This window comes from Pseudonocardia charpentierae (assembly GCF_031845345.1).
GTDB lineage: Bacteria > Actinomycetota > Actinomycetes > Mycobacteriales > Pseudonocardiaceae > Pseudonocardia > Pseudonocardia charpentierae.
Window position 1 is genome coordinate 278402 of the sequence record NZ_JAVREJ010000002.1, and the last position, 15731, is coordinate 294132.

The 15731-nt window shown below is 74.6% G+C and carries 16 protein-coding genes and 1 pseudogene; 5 read left to right on the plus strand and 12 right to left on the minus strand.

Annotated elements, in window-relative coordinates:
* Positions 1-17 precede the first annotated feature (17 nt).
* A complete protein-coding gene (locus RM445_RS04340; RefSeq protein ID WP_311554681.1) occupies positions 18-1067 on the minus strand; it encodes a coiled-coil domain-containing protein in 1050 nt (349 codons plus the stop codon).
* A gap of 160 nt (positions 1068-1227) precedes the next feature.
* Between RM445_RS04340 and RM445_RS04345 the strand changes: the two genes are divergently transcribed.
* A complete protein-coding gene (locus RM445_RS04345; RefSeq protein WP_311554682.1) occupies positions 1228-2328 on the plus strand; it encodes an adenosine deaminase in 1101 nt (366 codons plus the stop codon).
* Between the two features lie 326 nt (positions 2329-2654).
* The gene (locus RM445_RS04350; RefSeq protein WP_311554683.1) at positions 2655-3209 is read left to right on the plus strand and encodes a zinc ribbon domain-containing protein; all 555 of its coding nucleotides are present in this window, start codon (positions 2655-2657) and stop codon (positions 3207-3209) included.
* A gap of 3 nt (positions 3210-3212) precedes the next feature.
* On the opposite strand, the gene RM445_RS04355 is transcribed toward RM445_RS04350, so the two are convergent.
* Genes RM445_RS04355 through RM445_RS04365 form a run of 3 tightly spaced genes read right to left on the minus strand, consistent with a single transcriptional unit; the run spans position 3213 to position 5214 of the window.
* Positions 3213-4556 carry a primosomal protein gene (locus tag RM445_RS04355; RefSeq protein ID WP_311554684.1) on the minus strand — a complete coding sequence of 448 codons (1344 nt, stop codon included), beginning with the start codon at positions 4554-4556 and terminating at the stop codon, positions 3213-3215.
* 23 nt (positions 4557-4579) lie between these two features.
* On the minus strand, positions 4580-4729 hold the full coding sequence (locus RM445_RS04360) for a hypothetical protein (RefSeq protein ID WP_311554685.1): 150 nt from the start codon (positions 4727-4729) through the stop codon (positions 4580-4582).
* A 41-nt stretch (positions 4730-4770) separates the two neighbouring features.
* Positions 4771-5214, minus strand: coding sequence for an aldehyde dehydrogenase family protein (locus RM445_RS04365; RefSeq protein WP_311554686.1), 444 nt, complete (start codon positions 5212-5214; stop codon positions 4771-4773).
* A 116-nt stretch (positions 5215-5330) separates the two neighbouring features.
* Here RM445_RS04365 and RM445_RS04370 point away from each other — a divergent pair, with 116 nt between their 5' ends.
* Entirely contained in the window at positions 5331-5780 is a 450-nt protein-coding gene (locus RM445_RS04370; RefSeq protein ID WP_311554687.1) for a DUF5990 family protein, read from the plus strand.
* Here RM445_RS04370 and RM445_RS04375 read toward each other — a convergent pair.
* The 4 genes and pseudogenes from RM445_RS04375 to RM445_RS04390 form a co-directional block, all read right to left on the minus strand.
* Positions 5777-6655 carry an aldehyde dehydrogenase family protein gene (locus tag RM445_RS04375; protein ID WP_311554688.1) on the minus strand — a complete coding sequence of 293 codons (879 nt, stop codon included), beginning with the start codon at positions 6653-6655 and terminating at the stop codon, positions 5777-5779. The genes RM445_RS04370 and RM445_RS04375 overlap by 4 nt on opposite strands.
* A gap of 37 nt (positions 6656-6692) precedes the next feature.
* Positions 6693-6815: a hypothetical protein gene (locus RM445_RS04380; protein ID WP_311554689.1), complete on the minus strand. Its 123-nt coding sequence runs from the start codon at positions 6813-6815 to the stop codon at positions 6693-6695.
* Positions 6815-7635, minus strand: a pseudogene (deoC, locus tag RM445_RS04385) (deoxyribose-phosphate aldolase). Before deoC ends, RM445_RS04380 begins: the two are co-directional and overlap by 1 nt.
* 174 nt (positions 7636-7809) lie before the next feature.
* Complete coding sequence (locus tag RM445_RS04390; protein ID WP_311554690.1) at positions 7810-8046, minus strand: hypothetical protein; 237 nt, start codon at positions 8044-8046, stop codon at positions 7810-7812.
* Between the two features lie 387 nt (positions 8047-8433).
* Here RM445_RS04390 and RM445_RS04395 point away from each other — a divergent pair, with 387 nt between their 5' ends.
* Together RM445_RS04395 and upp are read left to right on the plus strand one after the other, a co-directional pair.
* The gene (locus RM445_RS04395) at positions 8434-10014 is read left to right on the plus strand and encodes a hypothetical protein (RefSeq protein ID WP_311554691.1); all 1581 of its coding nucleotides are present in this window, start codon (positions 8434-8436) and stop codon (positions 10012-10014) included.
* Positions 10015-10039: 25 nt separating this feature from the next.
* On the plus strand, positions 10040-10663 hold the full coding sequence (gene upp / locus RM445_RS04400) for a uracil phosphoribosyltransferase (RefSeq protein WP_311554693.1): 624 nt from the start codon (positions 10040-10042) through the stop codon (positions 10661-10663).
* A gap of 9 nt (positions 10664-10672) precedes the next feature.
* Here upp and RM445_RS04405 read toward each other — a convergent pair whose 3' ends face one another.
* The 4 genes from RM445_RS04405 to RM445_RS04420 are packed head-to-tail and all read right to left on the minus strand — an operon-like array spanning position 10673 to position 15528.
* Positions 10673-11284, minus strand: coding sequence for a TetR/AcrR family transcriptional regulator (locus tag RM445_RS04405; RefSeq protein WP_311554694.1), 612 nt, complete (start codon positions 11282-11284; stop codon positions 10673-10675).
* 10 nt (positions 11285-11294) lie between these two features.
* Entirely contained in the window at positions 11295-12917 is a 1623-nt protein-coding gene (locus RM445_RS04410; protein ID WP_311554695.1) for a phospho-sugar mutase, read from the minus strand.
* Between the two features lie 32 nt (positions 12918-12949).
* Positions 12950-13732: a purine-nucleoside phosphorylase gene (locus RM445_RS04415; RefSeq protein ID WP_311554696.1), complete on the minus strand. Its 783-nt coding sequence runs from the start codon at positions 13730-13732 to the stop codon at positions 12950-12952.
* A 26-nt stretch (positions 13733-13758) separates the two neighbouring features.
* Positions 13759-15528 (minus strand): serine/threonine-protein kinase, encoded by a 1770-nt coding sequence (locus RM445_RS04420; RefSeq protein ID WP_311554697.1) that lies wholly within the window; start codon positions 15526-15528, stop codon positions 13759-13761.
* Positions 15529-15731: the final 203 nt, after the last annotated feature.

The window sequence follows — 15731 nt, forward strand, 5'->3', positions numbered from 1 at the left end:
TGTGGATCGAAGCTCGATCACTCGTCGGGGTCGTCGCCCACGAGCTCGGTGTGCGCCGCCGACGAGCCGTTCGGTGACTTGACCTTGGCGCGCGGCGTCCGGCGCTGGGTCGGCCGCGGCGGGGGCGGCGGGTTCTGCACGGACGAGCCCCGGCCGAGGATGATCTCGGCGAAGGTCGCCATCGCCTCGTCGAGCTGGCCGGCGTTGCGCTGCTCGGACGCGGAGTGTGCCCCCTCCACCAGCGCGGTGACGGTCGCGCGGTCCGGGCGGTCGCCCACCTCCGACTCCAGCCTGGCGAGCCGGCCCTCAAGGGACCCGCCGAGCGTGCCCAGCCGCCCCGACATGCCCTCGTCCAGCGTGTCCAGCCGGGTCGCGAGCGCCTCGAGGCGCTGAGTGATCGAGGCCAGCGGCTCGGTGGGATCGATTGCGGGCCGCCCGGCGAGGTCTTCCAGGCGGCGGTGCAGCCCGATGCTCGTGTCGCCGAGCAGGTTGCGCACGCCTTCGGCGCTCTCGTCCATGGCCCGGGTGCTGGCGTCGAGCTGCTCGCGGACGACCCGCTCGACCGCGTCGATCTTCTCGCGGATCGGGGTGCCCACCGACGTCGGCATGGCGTCGAGCCGCATCTCGTGCCGGTCGAGGCGGTGGTCGAGCTCGTCGATGCGCTTGTGCAGGCCGCCGAGGCGGTCGTCGAGGCCGTCCATCCGGCCCGAGATGCCCTCCATGCGCCCCGCCATGCCGTCGAGCCGGCCGTCAAGCTGCGCGAACGGCTTCGCCAGCTTGTCCGGGATCGCCTCGACCGCCCGCATGATCGCCGCAATCGCGGCGTCCTGTGCGTCCAGCTTGGCCACGGTCTCGTCGAGCCGCTCGGCCAGCACGCTGACCTCGGTGCGGTCGGGCAGCTCGGACAGCCGCTTGCGCATGGTGCCGAGCGCGTCGAGGGCAGCGAGACGTGCGTGGATCTCGTCGAGCGAGTCGAAGACCTGCTGCTGTTCGCTCTCGCGGATCTCCGCGGCGCGGTTGAGCATGCCGCGCATGCGGTCGAACGACATGGCCGTGTCTGCACTCATGGGGAACGGAGCTTCCTGTTGTGCGGGAAGGGGAGCGGGAGAAAATGTAGCGACACGGCTGAATCACCCACACGGCGCGTCCCCGTTTGGTCTCTTCACCCCGATCGGAGCAGTTTCGCCCGCCGAAAACACCTGCTCGGCGGTGTTCTACGGTGACGGGGTGTCTGTATCCGCGTCCGTGCCGCTGACCGTCGAGAGCATCCGGGACGCCCCGAAGGTGCTCCTGCACGACCACCTGGACGGGGGACTGCGGCCTGGCACCGTCGTCGAGCTGGCCGACGCCGTGGGTTACACCGCCCTGCCGTCCCGCGACCCGGCCGAGCTGGCCGCCTGGTTCCTCGGTGCCGCCCACTCGGGCTCGCTCGAGCGGTACCTGGAGACGTTCGGCCACACCGTCGCCGTCATGCAGACCCCGGACGCACTCGTCCGGGTCGCGGCCGAGTGCGCCGAGGACCTGGCTGCCGACGGGGTGGTCTACGCCGAGGTGCGTTTCGCGCCGGAGCTGCACGTCGAAGACGGCCTGAGCCTCGAGGCCGTGGTCGAGGCCGTGCTCGAGGGCTTCCGGCAGGGCACCGCGACGGCCCTGGCCAACGGCAGGCGGATCCGGGTCGGCTGCCTGCTCACCGCGATGCGCCACGCCGCACGGTCCCGGGAGATCGCCGAGCTGGCCGTGCGCTACCGCGACGTCGGTGTGGTCGGCTTCGACATCGCGGGCGCCGAGAAGGGCTTCCCGCCCACCCGCCACCTCGACGCGTTCGAGTACGTCCGCCAGCAGAACGCGCACGTCACCATCCACGCGGGCGAGGCGTTCGGGCTGCCGTCGATCTGGGAGGCCATCCAGTGGTGCGGCGCCCACCGGCTCGGGCACGGGGTGCGGATCGTCGACGACATCACCCTCGACGAGCACGGCGAGCCCCGCCTCGGCCGCCTCGCCGCCTACGTGCGCGACACCCGCATCCCGCTGGAGATGTGCCCGACGTCGAACGTGCACACGGGCGCGGCCTCCTCGATCGCCGACCACCCGATCGGTCTACTCGCCAAGCTGCGCTTCCGGGTCACGGTCAACACCGACAACCGCCTGATGTCGGGCTGCTCGATGACGAGCGAGCTGCTCACGCTCGCGCAGACCTTCGGGTACGGCTGGGACGACCTGCGCTGGTTCACCGTGAACGCCATGAAGTCGGCGTTCATCCACTTCGACGACCGGCTCGCCCTCATCGACGATGTGATCAAGCCGGGCTACGCCGCATTGACGGCGTGAGGCCGGGCCGCGATTGTGATGCCGACCGGTGGCGTGGTGCGGCGAGGCGGTGACTGCAGGTCGTGGCGACGTGTGTCGGATGTCGGGCCCCCTTGACGCCCGGGGGCCAGTTCTGCGGCGCCTGCGGGACGCCCGTCGTTGGCCCGGCCCCGGTCTACGGCTTCGATCCCGCGCCCGTTCCGGCCCCCGGCCCTCGGCCTGACTGGCGGCCCCCGCCCCAGGTTCTCCCGGCTCCGCTCGCGTCCGGTCCGGGTCCGCGGCGCCCGCCTCCGCCTCCGCCCCGGTCCGGACACCGCGGCCCGCGGCCGGCACTCATCGCCGGTGCCGTGCTCGCGGTGTTGATCGTCGGGGGCGGTGCGGCGGCTGTCGGTCTGGGGCTCGGCAGGGCCAAAGACGTGGCGACCGGTACCCCCGCGCCGTTGCCGACCGCGGTCGCGGCCCCGTCGCCCGCGATGGTCCCACCGTTGCCGTCGGCCGCGCCGTCGATCCCGCCGTCGGCCGCCGCAGCTCCGGCGGACCTCCTGCAGCAGCAGCTCGACGGGGACGCCGCCACCGTCGAGTCGCTCGTCGGCAAGTGGATCCCGCAGCTGTCGTCGAAGCGGGAGGGCGACGTCGTCGTCGGCACCCGCTACGACGCCGCCGCGGTGCTGAGCGACTTCCAGTCGTGGCAGGAGCGGGTGCCGAGCAGCGTGCTGACCCGGTCGGAGCGGTTCACGAGCTTCCGCGGCCAGGGGTACTGGGTGACGCTGGCCGCCGAGCCGTTCGACACCGCCGAGGCCGCGAACGCGTGGTGCGTCACCAAGGCCCTGGCGCCCGGCGACTGCTTCGCGAAGCGGTTGTCGCACAGCGACGGACCGAGCGGGAACACCCGGCCCCGCTGACCGCTACCGGCGGATCAGCCGCTTCTCCAGGTCGTCGACGAGCTCCCGCCACGTGGCGGCGTCGGCGTCGAACGGGGGGCTCGGAGCCATGCGGGTGGGATCGGGCCGGGTCACGAACGACACCAGCCACCCGAGGCTCTGCGACTCGGCAAGCGCCTCGCGGGGCGCGTCGTCACCCGCCCAGTCGGCCACGTCGCGCACGAGCTCGACGGCCTGCTCCAGCTGGGTCGGGTCGACCGCCAGCGGCCCCTCGGCGATGTCGTCGTCCAGCCCGGGCAGCACGTAGACGTTGAGGGGGTCGACCTCGATCTCCAGCTCGCGGGCCGCGGCGCGCTCCACGACGTCCGCCCACGTGGAGACCGTGGCCATGTCGTTGCCCTCGGCGCCGTCGGCGACGAACCGCATGAGCGCCCCGCGGGTCGGGAACGTGTCGATCTCGCCGTCCGCACCGAGGAAGATCGGCCGGTCGTCGAGGTAGCAGCGCAGGGTCAGCAGCTCGCCGTCGCCGGTCACGATCCGGATGGGGTCGATGCCGACCTGCTCCCAGAACGTCGGTTCCGGCTCGTCGTCCGGAATCTCCTCGGCGTCCTCGCCGGCCTGCTCCTCGTCGGCGGCGAGCGGCCGCACGGTGTCGTCGTCGTCCGGCAGGTCGTCCCGGTCGTCGTCCCGGTCGTCCTCCAGGGCGTCGAGCTCGCGGTCGTCGACCCCGTCGTCGTCGCCCACCAGGGCGTCGGCCTCCTGCTGGGCGGCCAGCTCCTCGGCCTCCTTCTCGGCCGCCGCGAGCGCCGCCATGTCGACCCGGGGCGTCGTGACCAGGTCGTCGAGGGCGTCGATGACGTCGTCCCACCGCTCGGCGATCGTGTCGACGAGCTGCTGCCAGAGCTTCCCGCCCTCGCGGCCGACGAACGGCAGCGTGCCCTGGTCGAGCAGAGCGAAGCCGGGCGCGGAATCGAGGACCTCCTCGACGACCTCGAGGTCGCACACCTCGGCGATCGAGCGGACGATGCCGACGATCTCGGCCAGCTCGCCGACCGTCCACTGGTCGGTGTCCTCCGCCGCCAGCTCGGGCACGCCGATGATGTCGTAGCGCTGGGCCTCCTCGGGCGTCAGCTCCGCGACCGTCAGGTCGGTCACCACCGGCCACGCGGGATGGTCGCCGAGGTCGTGCGCGTCGTCGGTGCGGACGAACGCGGCGAGCTGAGCCACCTCCGGGAAGGCGAAGAGCGAGTCGTCGTCGCCGAGGAAGGCTTCCCACTCCTCGCCGTCTTCGCGCCACCGCGGCGCCCACAACGTGACGAGATCGCCCTCGGTGAGCGAGAGCTGGATGGGGACGATGTCGCTGGCCACGGGGGCAGCCTAGGACCGTCGGTCTAGCGGCCGACGGGGTGCCACACGGTCGTGACCTCGCTCCACGCCCGCAGGCGGGCGAGCGGGGGATCGCGGACCACCGGTGGGGCCAGCACACGGGCGCCGCGCTCCGCAGCGGCGGCCGCCAGTTCGGGCACGAGATCGTCCGGCACACCGGTGAGGTCGAGGCCGTCGGCCCCGGAGAGTGCGGTCGTCAGCTGGCCGATCGGCCCGTGACCACGTTCGCGATTCCCGCGGGCAGGTCCGCGGTCGCCAGCACGTCGGCGAGTGCGGCGGCGGCGACCGGCCGCTCGTGGGGGACGACGGCGACGGCGGTGCAGCCGGCCGCGAGCGCCGGGGCCAGCGCCTCGACGAGCCCGGACAGCGACGCCGGCGCCACGGCTCCGACGACCCCGACCGGGCGGGGGGCCGACCAGCCGACGTACGGGCCCGCCGCCGGGTGGGCGGCACCCAGCAGGCCGGGCAGCTTGTCCGTCCAGCCGGCGTACCAGATCCGGCGGTCGACGGCGGCGTCGACGAGCTCCGCGGCCGCGTCCACGGCCATCCCGTCGGCGCCGGCGATGTCGCTCGCCAACCGGTCGCGCCCGCCGCGCAGCGTGCCCCCGACGAGCATGCGGAAGATCGGCGGCGCGGCCACGGGGCGAGCCTGCGCGGGCGCGCGGTGACCGCAGCAAAGCCACTTTCCTGCGGTGGGAGTGCAGCAAAGTGGCTTTGCTGCACTCCCGGGCACCGCTCCTGGGGACGGTGCGGGCGGTGCCGGAGGAATATCGAGGCGTGCACATCCAGATCCGCGGGCGCGACCTGCCCGGTCGCGACTGCTGCGACCACGCCGCCGTCGTCGTCGGCGTGCAGCGCGGGCGGGAGGTCGTCGACCTCCGGTCCGCCGACGCCGACGAGATCGTGTGGGCCTTCGACGCCACGGATGTCACCGCTCGCGACGGCGCCCCGGACGTCCGCGGGCCGTTCGTGCACGGCCGCCCGGGCGGCCGGTTCCTCTACCTGTCGTGGGGCAGCGTCGCGCCCGGCGGGCACCCTGAGATGTTCCGGCGCGCCAAGCTGATGCTCGACCCCGCGCTGCTCGCCGCGGCCGCCGGCGCGACGCTCGTCGGCGAGGTCGGCCTGACGATGGCGAACGGCACCCCGCTGTGCGCCGCCGTCCGGCCTCCGGTGATCACGTGGACGGTCCGACCCGATCCGCTCTAGAACACCAGGTGGTCGGCGAGGGCCGCGGCCGGGACCGCGGGGTCCCACCGTCCCACCGCGTTCACCCACGTCACGCCGGCCCGCAGCCGCTGCGCCGTCCACAGCGCCCGGCTGCCCTTGTCCGTCCACACCGCAGCCGCCCGGGGCGCGCCGGCGGTCGCCACGGCCTCGGCCGGCGTGCGGAACGTCAGCACCGGCAGCAGCGGACCGGCGATCTCCTCGCGGGCGATCCGCATCGTCGGCGCGACGTCGGTGAACACCGTCGGCGCCAGGAACCACCCGTGCTCCGGCAGGGGCGCGGGCCCGGTCCAGCGGCGGGCACCCTCGTCGTCCGCCGCCGCGGCGAGGGCGACGGCCCGGTCGCGCTGCTGCGGCGAGGCCAGCGGGCCGAGGTCGGTGTTGTGGTCCAGCGGGTCGCCGACGCGCAGCCGGGCGAGCAGCTCCCGCAGCAGTTCAGCGAGCTCGTCCGCGACCGACTCGGCCACGAGCACCCTCTGGTCGCCGCCGAGCGCCTCGGCGATCCCGTCGACGGCCTGGTCCAGCGGCGCGTCGTCGTGCACGACCTGCACGAGGCCACCGGTCGCCCGGCGGTGGAACGGCCGGCCCGGCGCGAGCCGAGCGGCGTCACGGCAGAACGCTGGCGGGCCGGTGACCGCGACCGCGTCGACGTCGCCGCTCAGCACCCCGGCGGGCAGCACGTTCAGCACGCCCTCGGGCAGGCCCGCCTCGGCGCCGGCCTCCGCGAGCACCAGCGCGCCGAGCGGGGCGTCCGGGTCCGGCACGAGCACCACCACGTTGCCGCACGCCAGCGCGGGCGCCACCGCACGGACGACGGCGGGCAGCGCTCCGGTGACGAGCACGCCCACCACGCCCACCGGTCGCGGAGCCGGGCCGAGGCCGGCGTACTCCAGCTTATCCGCCCACCGTCAGCGGGTCGCCACCTCCGACGAACCGGCCGTCGACGAACGGCGAGTAGGCCGGCTTCAGGCGTGCCCCCGCAGCGTCTTCTCGTGCCACCCCGTAGTCCCAGTCCATCAGGCGACCCCTCGACGGCGTCGCAGCAGGTCGTCGAGCAGCGATGACGCCCCGAAACGGAACAGGGCCGGCGTCAGCCACTCCGGACCCGCGACCTCCCGCACCGCCACGAGGTGCCGCACCGCGTCCGGGGCGCGGCGGATCCCGCCGGCAGCCTTCACGCCGCGCCGCTCGCCGGTGGCCCGCTGCCAGTCGCGGACGGCCTGCAGCAACACCTGCACCACGGGCAACGTCGCGGCCGGCGACGTCTTGCCCGTAGAGGTCTTCACGACGTCCGCCCCGGCCAACAGTGCCAACCACGCAGCCCGGCGCACGTCGTCGTAGCCGGGCAGCTCGCCGGTCTCCAGGATGACCTTCAGGTGCGCGGGGCCGTCGATGAACTCGCGGACGGCGACGATCTCGTCGTACACGTGGCCGTAGCGGCCACTGAGCCATGCACCGCGGTCGATCACCATGTCGATCACCACGTCGATCTCGGTGGCGCCCCCGTCGAGGGCAAGGGCGGTGTCGGCCAGCTTCACCGGCAGCGACGCCCGGCCCGACGGGAAGGCCGTGGCCACCGCGGCGATCTGGACGGGCGTGCCGCGCAGCGCTTCGGCGGCGACACCGGCGAGATCCGGGTAGACGCACACGGCCGCGACCGGCGGGACCTCCGGGTTCGAGGGGTCGGGACGGCGGGGCGCGCGACGCGGCGACGGGCCAGTTCGGCGGACCGCAGCTCCAGGCCTGCCTCGTCCACCGGCGGCAGGCCGTGCAGGAAGCGACGCAGGGAGCGGTCGTCGCGGCCCACGTCGGGGAGCCCGGCCACACCGGCCCGGATCTACGTTCGGGGGACGGTCGCGGTCACGGTGGGGAGTCTAGTGATTCCGCCTGTGGATCCCCGCCACGCTCTGTCGCGGCGGTGATCCACAGGACACGTGTCGGTCGGGGAGCGACACACCGCCCGTCACGTGTCGCGGCGGGCGGTGCCGGGGGTCGACGGGGAGCGCGCCTCTCAGGTCGTCTGGTGGAGCCTGACGACGCCGACCGAGACGTCTTCGAGGCCACCGCGATCGAAGTCTCGACGGAGTTGGTCGGCCTTGACCGTGGCGGTCAGGCCGTCGAACGGACCGTGGGCGTCGACCTCACCGGTCTGTGGGTCGACCGCCAGGACGACGTAGCCGTCGCACTGGGTGAGCTTCTCCGCCGCAGCGATCAGTGTCGCCTCTTCGGAAGTCGTGTTCTCGGGCACCGGATCACCTCCTCGTCGTCTAGTACAGCGTCGAACGACGGCCCCGTGTCACGGTGCACGGCCCTAACCACCCGTTCGGGTCACCTTTTCGTCATCAGATCTCACGGGCCGTCGTGAGATCGGGACACTCGGCGAACGGACCGGGGGGTGCGCAGGGTGAGCGTGTCCGTGTCGACACGCTCCGTGATCGACTTTCTCCTCTCCGAAGTGATTGATCCTGGACTTCGGGTACCCCGCGCCCAGGTCGTTGATCATGGTCGGCCTCCTGACCACCGCGAGGAGGGTGGACGCCCGACAACCGGGTCACAGAAGGCCGATTCGTCACGTCAGGTGATCGAGGCGCACTCGCCATGCACGAGCGCGGGACGACCTGCCACGATGCCCGCCATGCGGAACTGGCCCTCGCCCCGGGACGAGCAGGCCACGGCGTCCGCCGATCCACCCCCCGTGCCTGACCGGCCGTCGTCACGGGTCGCGCCCGCGGTCGCGGGATGGGGACGCCCACCGACCGGCCGGACGTTGACCGGCCGCCGTCGCCGGCCCCCGTTCGCCGCCCGGAACGCCGTGCTGGCGCGCCTGCTCGGAGATCCCACCGACGAGGCCCGCCGGCTGTGGCTGCGGCGCATGGACGAGTGGGCCCGGGCCGACGGCGCACCGGCGCCTCCTGCGGACCGGGTCGTCGACCGCTTCGCCGCGCTCGAGCGCGCCTCGGTGGCGGTGATCGGAGATCCCGGAGCGGGCCGCGCGACCCAGCAGGCCGTCGCGCCCGCGTTCACGGCGGTCGCCGGCGACACCGACCTCGCCGTTGCCTGTGGCGACATCGGCGTGCCCGCAGGCGGGCTCCGGTCCTACGAGGAGCGGTTGCTTCGGCCCTACGCCGACTACCCCGCCCCGATCTACGGCGTCCCCGGCCCTGCCGACTGGCACGACGGCCTGGCCGGCTTCATGACGGTCTTCTGCGGTGCCCCGCCCGACGCCGGCGCCCCCGTGCCGGCCGACCAGGGCCCCGCGTGGGCACGCCTGGTGCGCCGGCTGTTCTGGCGCCGGTCGCCCACCGCCACGCCCGAGGAACTCGCCGCCGCCCGCTGGTACCGCGACACCGACGCCCAGTACGCGGTCCAGCCCGGCCCGTACTGCGCCGTCGACGCCGGGCCGCTGCGGCTCGTCCTGGTCGACACCGGGCTGACCGGTCGGGTGGACGGCGCACAGGCCCGCTGGCTGCGGGCCGTGTCCGCGGACGACCGGCCGAAGATCCTTGTCGCCGCCCGGCCGGTGTTCGCCGGCGCGCGGCTGCACCGGATCCCGCTCGACGACGGAGGCGACCTCAACGAGATCGTCACCGACCCCGCCTACGGCTACGTCGCGGCGTTCGGGACGGGCGAGCACAACTACCAGCGCTATCCCGTGCGGCTGCGCGACGGCCGGACGGTGCAGTACGTCGTCGCCGGTGCCGCGGGCGCCCCGCTGTCGGCCACCCACCGCATCCCGAACGTCGACCGCCTCGGGCCTGCCGTGTCCGAGGACGACTTCCGCTGCTACCCGCTACGCGGCGATTCGCTGGCCCGGTTCAGCACGAAGCACCGCGGCCTGCTCGGCGTCGGCAGCCTCGCGATCCGTCCGGACGACGCGACGACGATCATGGCCGAGCGGATCGGCAACCGCGCTCCCCGGCCGTCGACGCCGTCCGCGGACGTCTCCGCACGGACGCGGCGCGCCGCGGGCCAGATCTACCCCCTGCCTGCATCCGGCCGGACGTTGCCCGGCGACCCGCCCCCGGCCCTCATCGAGCCGCGCCGGCCCCCGCTGTTCCGCAGCATCCTGCGGATCGACGCCTCGGACGACGAGATCGTGCTGTCGTGCTTCGCGGCCACCGGAGCCGGCGAGCCGGTCCTGGAGGACCGCGCACGGGCCCGCCGCGACGGCCTGTCGTGGCGGTGGACGGACGAAACACCGAACCGGGCTCGATAGGCACGGAGGCTCTACGGTGTCGACCATGGACGTCCTGGTCGTCGACCATCCCCTGGCGAAGTCGCGGCTGTCGACGATGCGCGACGCCCGCACCGACAACGCGACCTTCCGCGCGGCGCTGCGCGACCTCACGCTCATGCTCGTCTACGAGGCCCTGCGCGGGGCTCCGCTGCGCACCGCTCCCATTCACACGCCGGTCGCTCGAACCCTCTGCTACAGCCTGTCGCAGCCGCCGCTGCTCGTGCCGGTGCTGCGCGCCGGGCTCGGGATGGTGGACGCGGCGCAGGCGTTCGTCCCCGAGTCGCAGGTGGGCTTCGTCGGCATGGCGCGCGACGAGGAGACCCACCAGGCCGTGACGTACATGGTGTCGCTGCCCGAGACGCTGGCGGGCCGTCCGGTCTTCGTGCTCGACCCGATGCTCGCCACGGGTGGCTCGATGGTGCACACGATCGAACTCCTCGTCGAGCGCGGCGCCACGGACGTCACGGCGTTGTGTGTGCTGGCCGCCCCGGAGGGCATCGCCCGGCTGCGGGACAGCGACCTGCCGGTCCGGCTGGTGACGGCGAGCGTGGACGAGCGGCTCAACGACTCGGCCTACATCGTGCCGGGGCTGGGAGACGCGGGCGACCGGCAGTTCGGATCGGTCTAGGCGTCGGTTCTAGGTCGTCACCCGGGGCAGCGGGGCGGCGAGCCAGCCCGCCACCACCGCCCGCACGGCGGCGTCGACGACCGCCGCGGGCGCCGGGGCGTCGGCCGGGTGCAGCCCGCGCAGGTGCAGCGACACGAGGCCGTGGACGGTCGCCCACAACGCGAGCGACACCGTCGCGGCGTCGACACCCTGGCGGAGTGCGCCACAGCTCGTCGCTCGTTGCACGACGCCGACGACGGGACGCAGGATCGGTGCGGCGACGGCCCACCACCGCTCGTCCGCGGGCAGTGCCCCGCCGAACATCACGTCGTAGAAGTGCGGGTCGGCGAGCGCCGCGTCGCGGTAGGCGAGGCCGAGCGCGACGAGGTCCTCCACGGGGTCCGCGCCGACCGGCACGGCGTCGAGCCGCGCGCCGAGGCGGGCGAACGCCTCCGCGTGCAGCGCGGCGAGCAGGCCCGGCTTGCCGCCGAACAGCGCGTAGACGGCGGTGGTGGAGGTGCCGACGTCCGCGGCGAGGGTGCGCAGACTCAGCGCGGCGATGCCGCGGGTCGACAGCGTCGCTCCCGCGCACTCCAGCAGGCGCAGGCGAAGCGCCGCGTCGTGGACCTTCGGCCGGGGCACGCGCGGCAGGCTAGACCTGGTGATCACCGCCGTCGGAGCCGGGGCCGCCGATCAGCGCCGCGACCTCCCCGCGCAGCGCGGCGAGGCGCCGGTCCGCCGTGGCCCGGGCGGCGGCGAGATCGCCGGAGACCGGCTCCACGACCTGCAGGTAGGCCTTGAGCTTCGGCTCGGTGCCTGACGGCCGGATCACGGCCCGCTCGCTGGCTCGACGCAACACCAGGACGTCGGGTGCCGGCCGGTCGGCGGTCCAACCCTCCGGAGGCTGCGACCGGAGCCGCTCGACGACGGCGTCGCGGTCGGCCGGCGCCATCCTGACGGGGAGCCCGGTGGTGGCGTGCACGCCGTGCGCGGCCGCGAGCTCGTCGAGCCGGTCGGGCAGCCCGGCACCCGCGGCCTTCAGCGTGGCGGCGAGATCGCAGGCCAGCACGGCGGCACCGATGCCGTCCTTGTCGCGGACGGCGTCGGGGTCGACGCAGTACCCGAGCGCCTCCTCGTAGCCGTAGACCAGCCCGGGACCGGCCCGGGCGATCCACTTGAAGCCGGTCAGGGTCTCGGCGAAGCGGGCGCCGTACGCCGCCGCGATCGACTGCAGCATCGACGAGGAGACGACGGTGGTCGCGACCAGCCGATCACCGGAACCGTTGCGTAGGACGTGGTCGCCGAGCAGCACACCCGTCTCGTCGCCGGTGAGCATCCGCCAGCCGTCCGCGGTGGGCAGGCCGAGCGCGCAGCGGTCCGCGTCGGGGTCGAGGGCGACGGCCAGGTCTGCGCCGACGTGCTCGGCCGTCGCCAGCAGCGCGTCGGCGACGCCGGGCTCCTCCGGGTTGGGGAACGCGACGGTCGGGAAGGCGGCGTCCGGTGCGGCTTGTTCGGCGACGACGTGCACGTCGGTGAATCCCGCGCGGGCCAGCGCGAGCACGGCGGTCTCGCCGCCGACGCCGTGCAGCGGGGTCAGCGCGATCCGCAAGTCTCGGGCCGTGCCGCGGGGCAGGCGGGCGACGCGGTCGAGGTAGGCCTCGCGGACGTCGGCGATCCCGTGCGGGGGGCCGACCGGGACGGAGACCGCCGGCGGCGCGGCGGCGATCGCCGCCTCGATCTCGACGTCCGCGGGCGCCGCGAGCTGGCCACCGTCGTCGACGTAGACCTTGTAGCCGTTGTCGGCGGGCGGGTTGTGCGAGGCGGTGATCTGCACCCCGGCCACGGCGTCGAGCTCGCGGACGGCGAAGGCGAGCACCGGGGTGGGCAGCGGGCCGGGCAGCACCCGGACGGCGAAACCGGCGCCCGCCAGCACCTCGGCGGCGGCGGTGGCGAACGCCTCCGACCCGCGGCGGGCGTCGCGGCCGACCACGACCGGTGCCCCGGCGCGGCCCTGCGCGCGCAGCCAGTGCGCGAGCCCGGCGGTCGTCCGGCGTAGCACGGCGACGTTCATGCCGTTCGGCCCGGCCCGCACCGGACCGCGCAGCCCGGCCGTGCCGAACCGCAGGGTCCCGGCCATGCGGTCGGCCAGGTCGTCGGCCGCCTGCCGGTCGCCGGTCAGCGCGGCAGCGAGCACGCGCTGCAGCTCCACGCGGGTGTCCGGGTCGGGATCGTCGGCGATCCAGCGCATCGCCGCGTCGCGCAGCCCCGGATTCATCCCAGGATTCGGCCCCGGATTCAGCGCCGTGTTCATCCCCGGGTCACCAGGTCCCGCAGGAGCGCGCCCATCCGCGCGGCCGAGGCGGCACCGGCGTCGAGGACCTCCTGGTGGTTCAGCGGCGCCCCCGACAGCCCGGCGGCCAGGTTCGTCACGAGCGACAGCGCGAAGACCTCGACGCCCTCCGCACGTGCGGCGATCGCCTCCAGCACCGTCGACATCCCGACGAGGTCGGCCCCGAGCGCGCGCAGCATCCGGATCTCCGCGGGCGTCTCGAAGTGCGGGCCGGGCAGCCCGGCGTAGACGCCCTCGGTGAGCGTCGGGTCGATCTCGCGGGCCAGCGTGCGCAGGCGGGGGGAGTAGAGGTCGGTGAGGTCGGTGAAGCGCGGGCCGGCGAGGGGGGAGCGGCCGGTGAGGTTGAGGTGGTCGGCGACGGCCACCGGGTCGCCGACGGCCATACCGTCGCGGATCCCGCCTGCGGCGTTGGTGAGCACGACGGTCCGACAGCCGGCCGCCGCGGCGGTGCGCACCCCGTGTGCGACGGCGTCGACACCGTGACCCTCGTAGAGGTGGGTGCGGCCGAGGAGCACCAGCACGTTGCGGTCGCCGACGGGCACCGACCGGAGCGTCCCGCCGTGCCCCGCGACGACCGGCCGGACGAAGCCGGGGAGGTCGGCCATCGGGAGCTCGTGCGCGGGCGTGCCGATGACGTCGGCGGCCGGTCGCCACCCCGAGCCCAGCACCACGGCCACGTCGTGCGTGGCGATGCCGGTGGCCTTGGCGAGGTGGGCCGCCGCCACGGCGGAATCGGTCATGGCCCGCAGCCTACGGTCGCCGGTGATCAGCCCGCCGGGGTCACCGCGTCGGCCATCGTGTCGAACAGCTGCGCCGAGACGCTCTCGGAGTTGCCCCCGGGGGCCGTCAGCCGCACGGCCAGCACGCTGTCGCCTGCGGGCACCACGCGCACCCAGCCCGTCCGGTGCACGCCGTCGTCCCTGGTCCGGTAGACGACCTGCGTCGCGCCGCCGCCCACGTCCTCCGGCGGGTCGGGGCGCAGGTCCGCGGTGCCGAGAACCGCCGGGGTGATCCCGGACAGCACCTCCCCGGCGGAGGTCGCGCGGGCCACGGTGAGCTCCTCGCTGCCGTCCGGGCTGACGAAGCTGACCGACCGGTCGTCGCGGCGCTCGGTCCAGTTCTCCGGCACCTGCGCGGTGAAGCCCAGGTCGTCGGTGTGCGCGCGCAGCTGGGCGGCCTCCGTCGCCACCGTGACAGTGGTCAGCGGCGACTGCCCCGCGACGGCGCGGGTCGCCGCCCAGCCCCCGACGAGCCCGGTGAGCACCACCGCCGCCCCCGCCGCGACCAGGCCCACGGCGGTGCGGCCCACCGGCCCGGGCCGGTCGAGCTGGGCCGGTCTCGGTGCGGGCGGCCGGATCTCGGTCTGCACCTCGTCCGGCGGCGCCGGAGCACGTACCGGTGGCGGGGCGGGTGGGGGCGCGGTCGTTCGCAGCGCCTCGGGCAGCGGCCCCGGTGAGGCGGCGAGCGGTGCGGCCGACACCGGCGCTCCGGCCGGCGCGGGCGCCGACGAGGGATTCGACGACGAGATGCCCTGGGGCGCAGGGACTCCCGGCGCCGGCGTCGCGGGCGGTGCCGATCGGCCCGCAGGACCCGACTCGCCGGAACTCGCCGGCCCGGATCCTCCGGACCCGCCGCGTGACCCCTGCGGGACCCGGTACCGGGCCGCCATCGTCGGGGCGTCGGGTGAGCCGGGGTACAGCGGGTCGTCGGGGTCGCCGATGAGCGGCCGCAGCCTGCGCCGCACCTCGCCCAGCGACATCCGCTTCGCCGGCTCCTTGACCATCAGCGCGGCGATCACGTCGGTGACGGGGCCACCCGCGCTGGGGCGGGGCACCTCGCCGTCGACCACCTCGGTGATCGTCGAGACGGGGTCGCCGCGCACGTCGTACGGGGGACGTCCCTCGACCGCGGCGAAGAGCGTTGCGCCCAATCCCCACAGGTCGGCCGCGGGCGTCACCGGCTGGCCCGCGGCGACCTCCGGCGCGATGTAGGCGGGGGAGCCGAGCACCAGGCCGGCCGTCGTCATCGGGGCGTCGGCGACGTTGCGGGCGATCCCGAAGTCGGTGAGCTTGACCTGCCCGTCGTGGGCGACCAGGACGTTGCCCGGCTTGACGTCGCGGTGCGTGATCCCGGCCCGGTGCGCCGCGCGGAGTGCGGCCGAGGTGGCGAAGCCGACCACGGCGGCCTGGGCCGTCGACAGCACGCCCTGCTCGGAGATCAGCGTCGCGAGGTTGCGCGACGGCACCATCTCCAGGACGACCATCGGCTCACCACCGGCGTCGACGACGTCGTAGACGGTGATCACATTGGGGTGCGAGAGCCCGCCGAGGGCGCGCGCCTCGCGCAGCATCCGCTCGCGCATCGCCATCGCCTCGCGCTGCGGGATGCCCGGCGGGACCTTCAGCTCCTTGACCGCGACGCGGCGGCGCAGCACCTCGTCGTAGCCCGACCACACCGTGCCCATCGCGCCGCTGCCCAGCTGCACGGACAACCGGTAGCGCCCACCGATCAGGCGCTGCTGGTCGTCCGGATGCACGGGACCATTGTCGCCAGCCGTTCCGGCCGCGATGCTTCCGGCCCCGTACCGGGCCGTGGAGCAGGACCGTTCCGGCCGGGATGGGACGGCGGGCCCGGTGCGTTGTAGCTCAGAGGTGTGCGGCCGGTCTGTTCCCGGACGGGTCGGCGGCGCGCTCGCCGGGTAGTCGATGTCGGAACCGACGAAGACGCCGGTACGGGTGC